The sequence below is a fragment of the Paenibacillus foliorum genome (genome assembly GCF_013141765.1).
In the GTDB taxonomy this organism is placed as follows: domain Bacteria; phylum Bacillota; class Bacilli; order Paenibacillales; family NBRC-103111; genus Paenibacillus_S; species Paenibacillus_S foliorum.
Map to the genome: position 1 here is coordinate 56,829 of NZ_WHOD01000105.1, position 12,913 is coordinate 69,741.

A 12,913-nucleotide genomic window follows, 5' to 3' on the forward strand; every position below is an offset into this window, starting at 1 on the left:
TATATAGAACCAGGAAATAACTCTCTTCCATATTTATTAAAAAAAGCAAGTCCCATCAGCATTATTTCAATGGGACTTGCCTTACCTTACATCACTCGTTTAAACATTTTCTCCAACTCATAAGTGGAAAAGCTAATAATGATAGGACGTCCATGCGGGCATGTATAGGGGTTACGGCAAGCCGCCAGCCGATCCAGCAAGCCCTCTATTTCCAATGTGCTTAAGCTTTGATTAGCCTTAATGGAGGCTTTGCAGGAGCACATTATTGCTGCCTTCTCTCGCAGCTTACTAAGGTCAATCCCTTTGCGCTCAGATAGCAGCCACTCACTCATTTCCTCTACAAGTGCTTTTTCATCACCCTGCGGAAACCAGTGTGGGTATGCCCTAACCAGAAAAGCATTGCCGCCGAACGGTTCGATGTAGACACCAGCTTGCTCAAGTATAGGAAGCTTATCCTTCAAGCGTTCCGCTTCTGTTGGAGTAAATTCAAGTGTAATCGGTACTAAGAGCTCTTGGCTTGCTTCCGCCGGCCTGCCGAATTTCTCAAAGTAATACTCATAATTAATCCGTTCGTGTGCTGCATGCTGATCAATCAAGAACAAGCCTTCCTCGTTTTGAGCAACGATATATGTGCCATGCATTTGCCCTATTGAGGATAGCCGGGGGAACGATGGCAGAGAGGGCGCCTCCTGCTCGCTTCCTACAGCTAACGCACGCAAAAGCGCTTGGCTTGAGGCTGCTTGATCCGTTGAGCTTCGTTCCTGAACTACCTGTGAGCGTGAAGTTGAATCTTTGCTTCCCCTAGCTTGATTCGTGTTTGAGTAAGCGGACTGTTGACCGTTAGATTGAGTTGAATAGCTTGTTCCACCCTGATCAGCTTGGTTGAAGCGACCGCTTCCCCTGCTATAGTCGCTTTCATTCCTGCCATCGTTACTGCTTCCGGTGCTGTCTCCTCCAAATCCATTGCTTCTATCGGGGGTGCTGCGGTCTGTACCGAACCCATCGCCATGCACAGAAGCGTCTCCAGCATTTCTTCCAGCTGGAGGTAACCCAGAAGAGCCATTAGTCGCAAACGATGGTTGTTCAGGTCTGTAAAGCTCCATTTGTTCTTGAATTGCACCTTGAAGCTTAGGTTTATTGGATGCTCCTGGTGCTGGAATTAGCACTTGAAGGTTAAGCACTCGGCGAATCTGCTGTTCTATAAACTGAATCAATTCCTGCTCTTTACTAAACCGTACCTCGAGCTTAGCAGGATGAACGTTCACATCCACCAATGCAGGGTCCATTTCAATGTGAAGCACGGCCACTGGAAACCGATTGATTGGAAGCAGAGTGTGATAACCTTGCATTAGCGCATGAATTAACGTGTAATTGCGGATATACCGACCATTGATGACTGTTGATATTCCATTCCGGTTTGCTCGGGTCGTTTCTGGTTTGCCTATAAAACCGCGGATCGAGTAGTCCAGATGCTCCCCTTCAATCGGCAGCATCGTTTTGGCAACTGCCGTTCCGTATATCGCAGCTATCACCTGCAGCATATCTCCATTACCCAAAGTTTGAATCAAGGAGCTGCCATTATGCTTCAGAGTAAAAGCTATCTCTGGATGAGCCAATGTCAGACGATATATGAAATCAGATATATGTCCAAGCTCAGTTTGTACAGTTTTCATATATTTCAATCGAGCCGGAGTATTATAGAACAGCTCACGTACCTGAATATCCGTTCCTCGTGGTGCAGCGGCTTCTTCCAAAGCTTTTACCGTTCCACCCTCAATGACAAAGCGGTAGCCTAAACCGCTTTGCTCAGTTGAGGTTACGCAGGTCACTTTCGAAACCGCTGCAATACTGGGCAGCGCCTCGCCTCGAAATCCTAAGGTTCGGATGGAAAATAAATCCTGACTGTTAGCAATTTTACTTGTAGCATGCCGATAAAAGGCTACCTCGCAGTCTTCTCGCTCCATGCCGCTGCCGTTATCCGTAACCCGAATCAGCTCAAGACCGCCCTCTTCAATCGAAACGTCAATTCGAGTACTACCAGCGTCTATTGCGTTTTCTACGAGCTCCTTGACTACTGAGGAAGGTCGTTCCACCACTTCCCCTGCCGCTATCTGATTGGCGATATGCTCATCTAATACCTTTATTTTCCCCATAAGCTGCTCCTTATTTGGACGCGGTTACTGTGAATTGCTCCCCATTATCAGACCATTCCAGCTGAGGAAAGCTTTCTGCAACCTTACCGATATTTACATAGCTAGTGCCCTGATCTAGCTTAAGATCATTTGTTGCCACTTGATATGTCCCTGTCTTGCCACCCGCAGTCACTTCAACTGCTTGCGCGTCACCATTCCATGTAATCGAACCGTCTAGCATGATGCTAAGAAGACGTGCCGGGACATAAACAGCGCCATTTTCTCTTACAACCCCTATACTATCTTGGACCGGAATCCCGTTTACCGTTACCCCTTTTTTATTGTGACCGACAGTAAATTTGCTAATTCCCGCTTCATGTAAGGCTGTTAGCAGCTGCGGTACTTCTCCGTCCACTTCAATATCAGGAGTCAAGCCGACTTTATTGACCTTGCGCAGCTTCGGCGTCAAATATTCCTCAATCGTAATTTTCAAGGCTCCACCATTGGAAAGCGGGAACAAGGTCTGAACACTGCCTTTTCCAAATGTTTTCATTCCGATAACCTTAGTAACGGCATTGTAATCCTGCAAAGCCCCTGTTAACACTTCAGAAGCGCTCGCGCTGTATTCATTAACCAAAATATATAAAGGGAACGGCTGGGTAGTACCATTCGAAAATTTTACAGGATCATCAACGTTATCCTTATCCTTGGTATGAATTAAAATGCCTTCCTTAACAAACAGCTTCACCATATTGAGAGCCGTATCAACCAAACCGCCCCCATTGTCACGGAGGTCAAGTACTAAACTGTTTAGGCCCTGCTTTTTCAGCTCAGCAAGCTGGGAGGCCGTAAGCTCATCGGCATCGCTTGAGAAGCTTGTAACACGAATATAGCCAACACCGGAATCAAATTTTTTGTTGATGACTACAGGCAGCTGGATGGTCTGGCGGGTCATATCCAATACTAGGCTTTGTTCTCCGCGTTTCACGGTTACAGATACCTTGGTACCTTCTGGACCCATAATTTTCTTGGTTACGTCATCGATTTTAAAGCCCGCAACCGATTCTCCGTTCACCTCAGTAATCAAATCGTTCTCCTGCATTCCCGCTTTTTTGGCAGGACCATCAAACACTTCAAAAATATAGACGCCATCCGGCTCCTGACTGACTCGAACACCTACTCCTACATAATTATTCTGTACAGCGCCTTCGAATTTCTTCAACTCGTCTGCAGTAAAATAAACGGTGTAGGGATCATTTAACGAAGTAACCATGGATTTAATAGCTGTGTCAGATAATTGCTGTGAGCTAGGGCTGCTGACATGATTTTTTTGGATCAAATCCAAAGCTTCTTTAATTCTAGCTGAATCCGTGCTGACTTGATCTGCTGCTAACGATGCCGAAGCGGCAGGAAATAAAAGCGTTAATGTAAGTACTACAGATGCAGTTCGTCTCCAAATAGCACGATAGCCGTTCGTTGTCATAATAAGGTCATCCTCTCATTGTATAAAGGCTTATTTATAATAGTGGGACATTCAATCGTGTTAAAAAAGTCAGCCTTTCAGCATCAAGAAGTATAAGTTTTCAGTTAAGATAGCTGCTTCTTTAAATCAAACAAAAAGTTCATAGCCATCATCGGTGTCATATTCATTAAATCCGCACCCTTCAATTGTTCGAGCAGCTGTTCAGTACGTGGATCTGTTTTTTTCTTTGTTCTCTCTGATTGAGCTTCTGTTTCTTGGAACAGACTTAATTGTACAGCCGGCCCTTCTTTAATCTGTTGAGGCTGAGGCTGCAGCTCCTTAGTAAGATCCTGTTCAGTCATTGCTGGAGCAGCTTGACTTATTGGCTCATGGATTTCTATCTCATGCTGTGCTTCCGAACTATTTACCTGAAGATTTGTTCGCTCCGACTTTGTAACTTCGGCTGTCATTCGACTGGATGCAGCCTGATCCTGTCCCATCAGCAGCTCGGCGCGCGCTTCAAAAGTGTTCAGCAGCTCGTAGGAGCGATCAATAATCCCTCCAGGAAGTCCAGCGATTTGAGCGCAATAGATACCGTAGCTAGTGCTGGCAGCGCCTGGAATCAGCTTACGCAGGAAGGTTACCTGCCGTCCGCTTTCTTTGACAGCCATACAATAGTTGCGTAATGATTGGAGCGTTTCTTCCAGATGGGCCAATTCATGAAAATGAGTTGAAACCAGTGTCTTGCAGCCAATCTTATCATGCAAATATTCAATTACAGCCTGAGCTATAGCCATGCCTTCTCCGGTTGAAGTTCCGCGGCCCAGTTCGTCAATGATGACCAAGCTCTTGGATGTGGCTTTCTCTGTCATAACTTGAATATCCATCATTTCTACCATAAATGTACTTTGCCCGCCGATCAGATCATCCGCAGCTCCAATTCGAGTAAAGATTCGGTCAATTATGGGTACCTGCGCTGATTTGGCCGGAACGAAGCAGCCGATCTGCGCCATTAAGCAAATGATTGCCACCTGCCGCATATAAGTACTTTTCCCAGCCATATTAGGCCCGGTAATTAGCAGCATACTGCCTTCCTGTTGGTTAAGTGAAGTTTCATTTGCAATAAAGACTCCATCCTGCATCACAGCCTCGACTACGGGATGGCGACCTTCTTCTATCTGAAGCTCGAAAAACTCCCCCACCTTAGGCCGTGTATAACGGTTAGCCGCACTGACCGCAGCCAAAGACTGATACACGTCAACGGAGGCTATCTGCTCCGCAAGCTGCTGCAGCCTCAAAATATGGGCGGACAGCTTGTCCCGCAGCTGCATGAACAGCTCATACTCGAGATCGACCATCTTCTCCTGAGCTTCGAGAATCAAACCTTCTTTCTCTTTGAGCTCCGGAGTAATAAAGCGTTCCGCATTAGCTAGCGTCTGCTTGCGTTCGTAACGTCCATCCTCAAGCGCAGAAATGTTCGCTTTAGTAACTTCGATATAATAGCCAAACACTTTGTTATAGCCGATCTTCAATGACTTAACGCCAGTCAGCTCCCGCTCCTGCTTTTCGAGCTCGGCAATCCACTGCTTGCCGTTCGTGCTGGCCTCGCGCAGCTGATCCAAGTAGGCGTGGTAGCCCGCCTTGATCATGCTGCCGTCCCGGATCGAGACGGGCGGCTCTTCCGTGATGGCGTCTTCGATCCACGCCATCACATCATGGCACGGATCCATCCGTGCCGTAAGATTAGCGAGCGTCGCGGAACCCGACGCGGCGCATACCTGCTTCAGCAGCGGAACCTGCTGAAGCGAGCTCTTGAGCGCGACCAGGTCGCGAGCGTTGGCGTTGCCGTAGGCAATCCGCGCCACGAGCCGCTCCAGGTCGTAGACTTCCTTCAGCGACTGCTTCAGCTCGTCGCGGACGATCAGCTGGTGGTACAGCCTGTCCACCGCTTCAAGCCTCTCTTCAATAGCCGCTGCGTTCATAAGCGGCTTCTCAATCCAACGGCGCAGCAGCCTGCCGCCCATCGCTGTGACGGTTTTATCCATAAGCCACAGCAGTGTACCTTTCTTAGTCCGATCTCGAACGGTTTCTACCAATTCGAGATTACGCCGTGTAAATGGATCCATGATCATATATTGATTCTGCTCATAGACACGAATATTTTTGATATGCCCTAAAGACCGCTTCTGTGTCTCAATCAGATATGCCATCAATAGCTTGACACAGGATGCTCCGCCCAACGGCAGCTCAGCTAGCTCCGATTCAGCAAAATAATCCCCAAGCTCGAGAGCCGAGCCGCTGCCTACTTGCTCACGCGGCGTCATAACAGTAGTTCCAGCCCAGGCGGGTGAAAACTCCCGAAGCCTTTTGAGGAGATCAGGCGAAGCCAGAAGCTCCGAAGGATGATACACATTCATCTCGTCTGCAACAAGCGTAAGTGTACCCTCCAAACGAGTGACGAACAGCTCCCCCGTTGAGATATCACAAGCAGCGAAGCCATAGCTCCCATCCTCTGCTTCTGTTACGGAAACCATATAATTATTGGTCTCTCCAAGTGAGCGAGCATCCATCACGGTTCCAGGGGTGACTATGCGGATAATTTCCCGCCTAACGATCCCCTTCGCCGCCGACGGGTCCTCAACCTGCTCGCAGATTGCGACCTTGAACCCTTTTTCTATTAATCTGGCAATATAGTTATCCGCCGAATGATAGGGTATGCCGCACATAGGAATACGCTCCTCAGCTCCCCCTCCCCGTCCGGTCAGCGTAATTTCCAATTCACGTGAAGCTTCAATAGCATCCTCAAAAAACATTTCATAAAAATCGCCCAATCGGAAAAACAAAAATGCGTCGGGCACCTCCGCCTTAATGGCAAGGTATTGCTCGATCATTGGCGTGTAATTAGCCATACTTTTACCCAACCTCCAGCTACTTTGCGTCAATTACTCTATGAGTCCCAACTTTGGGGAACATAAATATCTACGGGAGTTTGAAGCTTGCAACAAGTCTGCAAACACCACGATTCCTTCAAACTCCATTCCAAATGAATCCTCTACAAAACTCCCAATCATTATATCACGAATTAATAGACGATTCTTCTTTTACGCGAAAAGGACCAATTTTCCAACCGCGACGTATATCGCCCTGTTCATTCCAGCCTTCCTGACGCAATAGCATCGACTTGATTGGCGTCAAATACTTCTCGTATTTACGATAGGCCGGCAGCCGCATTAAGTCTCCCCATAGACCCGGAATGAGGGGGCGGATCCTGGATTTGTCGCCCTCGTAATAAGCCTCCTGTAACGCGAGATCATTTAAGGGACGAGCCGGAAGGAGAGCGTAATGATCCGCAACTAATTTGGCCATCGCAAAAACCCCTTTGGCAACGGTTGGAGAGACCAGCCAGCTCGGCAGCACGCGATATTCGAATCCCCCGTAACGCTTGCGGCGAAAGTCCCCTAGATAGCCGTATTTAGGCTTTCTATTCCCTGTGGTTGCATCTTCCAATAAAATGAGCGGCAGCGCTAAATAATTATCCATCACCCGAAGCAGCTCGCTATTTAGCCAAGTGCCGCTAAAATGAAGATGTCCCCCCAATGGAAAACCTTTAACAGGCATTCCTCCTGCGATCCATTGCAGTGATTCATCTTGAATGTGTCGAGAGGCTAGCTGCATTGTACGACGCAGGTTAATGATTAATTGGCCCACATCATGACTAGGCTCAGGCCGAAGCTCCGCTAGGGGATACACCTTGCGAAAGCCTGGAAGCACAATGGCATCACAACCCACTGAGCCCTCTTTTTCCAAGAAGCGTGATGCAAAAATAACCTTGCCCTGCTCATTGCGCAGCAGAAATTCTGGGTCAGCGCCAAGCATAGTCTCTTGCTTAACTGTTTGTGCGCTAACAAGCTCCTGCGCAAACCTGTGCATCGCTTCAGCGAACAGCTCAGCAAGCCTCGACGTTAGCTTAGGAATCGCCTGCAGCTCTAGAACAGCCAGTTCTCCTCCTGGACGCACCCCAATGCGTACAACGCCATAATCGAGCCCAAGAGCATAGACCGCTTTAACAGCCTCGCGCTTCGCTCGAACTGCATGATATGGAAGTGTTTCACTCAGCAGTTCCATAAAATCGCTCTCCTCCTGTTTCTGTAGAGGATGAGGTGTTCCGTAGAAAACACCAAATGATTTTTGAAACAGCCCCAAAGCTTGCAAATGAAAAACAGGTACAAGGTACTCATATGTATGGCGGTTTTTTGCCTCTAGATCAAAAAGAATACCGTGCACTTGAAGCACCTCCGCCATTTTTCGAGGCGCTGACGAGCGAAGCAGGCTCTTGACGGACTGAAGTGTCCGCTGCCCCGGTCTCTCCGTATGAAAGCAACCCCAATGGATAACACAGGTGGGCTCGTCTTGTGTGGGTACCCTTGTTCCATGTGGTAAATCCAGCTGATCCAATAATAAATCCAGAGTCGGCTCGTTTGAATGAAGCAGCCATACGCTCATGGTTTCACCTCCTACGGGTTTTGGTTCAAGCAAAGCCTATTTCGTGAGCATGCACATTGTGCATGGCTGAAGCCATGCGTTTCTTGGTAAGCACACTCTCTGAGCTTTGCCTCAGCAAAGCCCACTTCTCAGCTTGGTCAACGGGTATCCGCCCAGCCCATTTTTACAATAACCCCCTATTGAAACAAAAAAGAGGGCTCACGCCCTCTGCCAAAATGAACATTATGTCATATACTGTAAGTAGATACTAGTTCAAATCGTCATCCAAAAGATCAGGATCAAGATCTTCGAAATCACCGTCATCGGAACTGCCAAAGTCCACTTGCTTGTCGTCGAAATCATCGCTGCCGTTCGGGTTCACCACAACCCAAATTTTTGTTTCTGCGATCATTTCAACCTTGAACTCGCGCTCTACGCGGATGATTACACTGTCGCCGCGGGAAGATATGCTAGCTTCCACGCAGTTCGGTTCTTGAGTAGCGACAGCTGTTACTTCCGCCGTTGACGGTCTATGCTTCTTATCCAGATAAGAAAGCCCAACCCCTTCAACGTAGGATACCGTTTCCTTCGCAACATCTGTTTTGGTATTTTTATCATAAGAATACCAAATGTTGATGTCGTAAGTACCTACTACCTCCACGCCATCGCCAGCTTTTACCGCATCGTACTGGTTGTTGATAATCCAAGCACCCAATATACTCGTCGGAGCATGAGGCGGAGTGACCGTGTTCGTTACTTGTGAAAACTTGCGCCCTTTGCCACAGACAGCTTTAGTATAGATCTCTCTGTAGTGCAAATCTTTATCTAATGACATCCTTTCAACCTCCTCCATACAATCATTCATTACAATTGTATGCAGGACATTCGTCTAGGGTGACAAAAATTTTCTGCTCTTTTTGGTATTTTATTCAGAATCGGCATAGGCTGCCGGTTCCATTTGCTTTTTCTCTCTTTTTGCAACCGCCAAATAGGATTTCAGTTCCACCATAAGCTGAAGCAATGCCGAGCGGATCTCGAATTCTTCACGGCTGGAAGGCAGTGGCATTTCTTGGAATTCCTTCTCTAGCAGCTCCAGCTTTTTCTCTGACCGCCCTGTATAATGCGCCACCTTTACATCCTCGCTAATTTCATCAAATACCGAAGCCAACAGCTCGCCATGCGGTAATGTCTGGTATACCTGGGCCACATACTGCACCATTCGGTCCACCGAGTCCATCTGTTGTTTTCTCATATAGAAATAGCCCGCCCACAAGGTGTCACCTTGAAATAATGCATTTTCCTTGGAGCGTTTGACCGCGTTCATGGCTTGTTCCAATATATCGTTGGACTCTAATAATTCCCTGCCGCTCCAAATGTATCGATTATCTCTTAGATGATTAGAAATTTCTTTGAAGATATGAGAAAAGCAGGTTTCCAGCCTCTCCCGCAAATCCAAAAGCTGTCTGTCCTCTCTAGGCATATAAATAATGTTTATCAAGGTAGCCGTACCTAGTCCGACTAAAAGCAATGCAATTTCATTAAGGATCAACCCGCTGCTAATTTGCTTCTCTGCGAAGACATGGAACATGACGACCGAGCCAGTCACTACTCCTTCTTTTAATTGGAAACGAGCGAGGATTGGAAATAAAATGAGAATATAAATGCCTATAACCCATACATGAAAGCCAATCAGCCAAAATAAGTACGCCGCGATCAACAGACCCAGAAATGAGGCAGCAATTCGTTGAAGCGATGTCCGCACCCCTTTGCGCCTTGTAACATCCACACCCAAAATAGCCAAAAGACCTGTTGAATAAGGAGAATGAAGTCCAAGATATTGTGCCAAATAAATAGCCAAAACCACCGCAACAGCTGTTTTTATAATCCGAATTCCCATAATCAATCCCCAATTTAAGCATTTTATCCCTATCTTATCTGTTTTAATAAGGTTCTACAACCACTGTAACCCCATGGCTTCCTGTATTTTAACGAGAGGATTGTCCCGATTTCTTCATAAAAAAAGAGCTAGTATCCGCCCTATAATCACAAGGCGCACCAGCTTAACTGTTTCCAATCTATCTTTATTATGGTTTGCCGGTCAGTTTCTTTTCGAGAAAAGCAACTGCCTGGTACATAACTGTCGCTGCTATCGCAATAACAATTACACTGCCTATAACTAGCGTGAAATTGAACACTTGAAAGCCATAGATGATCAAATAGCCAAGTCCTTGTTTAGAAACTAGAAATTCCCCGACAATGACGCCAACCCAGGAAAGCCCCACATTAACTTTAAGGGTAGAAACAATCGTTGGATACGTTGCAGGTAATATAGCTTTCTGAAATACCTGGCGCTTGCTTCCGCCAAAAATTCGGATGACCTTCGAATAATTCGGGTCAACCTCCTTGAAGCTGTTATATACAACCAGGATCGTGATAATTACTGTAATCGAAAGTGTTGTGGCAATGATAGACAAGGCTCCAGGACCGAAGGCAACAATGAATAGCGGGCCTAAAGCGACCTTCGGCAAGCTGTTCAACACGACAATATACGGATCTAGCACACGGGATAGAAACCCAAACCACCAAATGAGCGCAGCCACAGCCGTACCTAGCAGCGTGCCAAGCACGAAGCCTATTAATGTTTCCCACATGGTTACTCCAACATGCACCAGCAATGAGCCGTCTAACCATTTTGTGTACAAAAGAACTGCTACGCGACTAGGCGAGCTGAAGAGAAGCGCGTCAATCCACAGCATCCGGCTCGCTAGCTCCCAGGAGATTAATAATACGACTAATATGGCAAGCTGTGTTACTCGGACCTGCCAGGTAAGCTTCTGCTCCGAAGATAGAAACAAGCGATATTCGCTCTGAGCCAAGGAAGCTGGAGTCGCGGGGGCTCTTAAGGAATGGCCGTTTGACTTTAAGTCCGTATCCGGTATTCGACTCATCCTTACTTCCCTCCCTCAGCGTCCATATCTTCGAAATATCCCCATAATCGGTGAAACAAATTATGAAAGCCCGCTTCTTCCCTTGCTTTTAATGGCAGAGCTTCACGTATGTTTGGCGGTATATCAACGGCTGCCAGAACCCTGCCAGGGTTGGGCTGAAGCACCACTATCCGGTCACTCATAGCAATAGCTTCCGTAATATCGTGAGTGACCAAGATTGCTGTTTTATTTCGTGCAAGGAGCGTAACTGCTACCAAATCTTCAAGTTGAAGCTTCGTTTGGTAATCCAGCGCTGAGAAGGGTTCATCCAGCAGCAATAAATCCGGTTCGGTTGCCAGAGTGCGCACTAGTGCTACACGCTGGCGCATGCCACCAGAGAGCTGGTTCGGATAGCGGTCGGCAAACTCCGAAAGCCCCATGTCATGCAGCAGCTCCAGCACCGTTTCTTTCGCAGCGGAATCGCGCCTGCCCATCAGCTCCAGCCCAATTGAGGCGTTCTCATATATCGTACGCCATGGGAATAAATAGTCTTGCTGCAGCATGTAGCCTACCCGCGGCGTCGGCTCTTGGATCAGCTCCCCAGAAACACGCACCGATCCGGTAGTCGGTATTAGAAGACCGCTTATCAATGAGAGAAGCGTTGTTTTTCCGCAGCCGCTGGGACCGATCAGACTGACAAATTCTCCTTGGTTTACCTTCAAACCAATTTGCTCTAGCGCAAGATACGCACCCTGGCTGTTCACGTAAACATGGGAGACCTCTTCCAGCTCTACAGCTGTTTGTATTGGCATGTTGAATCCCTCCCCCTTGCTTTGAGCATCCCTACTTGATTTTCAAAATGGCGCTGTCTCGGCTGTTTACTTAACCGTTTGTTTAGCCTTTTCTGCAAATTGATTATTGACTATCGTTTTAAAGTCCACCCGGCTCTTCAGTTCTCCGGCCGCTTCCATCACATTTTGCAGGTTATTCCATTCTTGCTCATCAATAATTCCATCAGTAGCGAAGGAGCCCTGCTCTTTATAGCGCTGTACCGAGCCTTTCAAAATTTCTTTATCCGTATCTGGGAAGAAAGATACGATAGCTGCTGTAATTTCATCGGCGCTTGAAGCCTGCACCCAGTTTTGTCCTTTTTGCAAAGCATTGGTAAATTTCTGGAAAACTTCTTTGTTTTTGTCGATGTAGCTTTTTTTCGCCATAAAGGCTGTATAAGGAAGTTTACCGCTTTCTACACCGAATGAGGCGATCACATAGCCTTTTCCTTGCTTTTCAAAAATCGTCGCTTGAGGCTCAAACAGCTGTACGAACTCTCCTGTGCCGGAAGCGTAAGCTGTCGCGATATTGGCAAACTCAATATTTTGAATCAAGTTCAAATCCTTTTGAGGATTGATTCCATATTTCTTCAAAGTAAATTCACCGGCCATTTGTGGCATTCCGCCTTTACGTTGGCCCAAAAATGTGCTACCTTTCAGTGTACTCCAATCAAACTTTCCTCCGCTGAGAGGTTTCCGTGCAACAAGGAATGTACCATCTGTTTGTGTGAGTTGAGCAAAATTGATCACCGGGTCTCCGCTGCCCTGCTGCTGTACGTAGATGGACGTTTCCGAACCAACCAACGCTACATCAATTCCACCTGACAACAGCGCTGTCATAGTTTTATCTCCGCCTGGTGTAGTCGTCAACTCGATATCAATCCCTTGCTCCTTGAAGAATCCTTTATTAATCGCTGCATATTGTGGGGCATAGAACAGCGACCTTGTTACTTCACCGATACGCACCTTAACAGCCTCTTCTGCTTTCTTCGGTCCACATGCAGTAACCATCATAATCATGACTAACACCATTGCAAGTGCTGTGCCCCATCTTTTACTGAACATTGGCCAGTCCCTCCA

9 protein-coding genes are annotated in these 12,913 nt (G+C 47.1%); all 9 read right to left on the reverse strand.

All coding sequences use genetic code 11. The features are described from left to right. Positions 1 to 86: 86 nt before the first annotated feature. Positions 87 to 2,153 carry a DNA mismatch repair endonuclease MutL gene (gene mutL / locus GC093_RS27995; protein ID WP_171655222.1) on the reverse strand — a complete coding sequence of 689 codons (2,067 nt, stop codon included), beginning with the start codon at positions 2,151 to 2,153 and terminating at the stop codon, positions 87 to 89. A gap of 10 nt (positions 2,154 to 2,163) precedes the next feature. Next, entirely contained in the window at positions 2,164 to 3,615 is a 1,452-nt protein-coding gene (locus GC093_RS28000; protein WP_171655223.1) for a S41 family peptidase, read from the reverse strand. A 104-nt stretch (positions 3,616 to 3,719) separates the two neighbouring features. Further along, on the reverse strand, positions 3,720 to 6,503 hold the full coding sequence (gene mutS, locus GC093_RS28005; protein ID WP_171655224.1) for a DNA mismatch repair protein MutS: 2,784 nt from the start codon (positions 6,501 to 6,503) through the stop codon (positions 3,720 to 3,722). A 166-nt stretch (positions 6,504 to 6,669) separates the two neighbouring features. Beyond that, entirely contained in the window at positions 6,670 to 8,097 is a 1,428-nt protein-coding gene (locus GC093_RS28010; protein ID WP_171655225.1) for a putative amidoligase domain-containing protein, read from the reverse strand. 247 nt (positions 8,098 to 8,344) lie between these two features. Beyond that, entirely contained in the window at positions 8,345 to 8,911 is a 567-nt protein-coding gene (locus GC093_RS28015) for an outer spore coat protein CotE (protein WP_171655226.1), read from the reverse strand. Between the two features lie 90 nt (positions 8,912 to 9,001). Further along, on the reverse strand, positions 9,002 to 9,973 hold the full coding sequence (locus GC093_RS28020; protein WP_171655227.1) for an aromatic acid exporter family protein: 972 nt from the start codon (positions 9,971 to 9,973) through the stop codon (positions 9,002 to 9,004). A gap of 187 nt (positions 9,974 to 10,160) precedes the next feature. Next, positions 10,161 to 11,024: an ABC transporter permease gene (locus tag GC093_RS28025; protein WP_171655228.1), complete on the reverse strand. Its 864-nt coding sequence runs from the start codon at positions 11,022 to 11,024 to the stop codon at positions 10,161 to 10,163. Between the two features lie 2 nt (positions 11,025 to 11,026). Next, positions 11,027 to 11,815, reverse strand: coding sequence for an ABC transporter ATP-binding protein (locus tag GC093_RS28030; RefSeq protein ID WP_216624865.1), 789 nt, complete (start codon positions 11,813 to 11,815; stop codon positions 11,027 to 11,029). A 66-nt stretch (positions 11,816 to 11,881) separates the two neighbouring features. After that, entirely contained in the window at positions 11,882 to 12,898 is a 1,017-nt protein-coding gene (locus tag GC093_RS28035; RefSeq protein WP_171655229.1) for an ABC transporter substrate-binding protein, read from the reverse strand. Between the last annotated feature and the right edge of the window lie 15 nt (positions 12,899 to 12,913).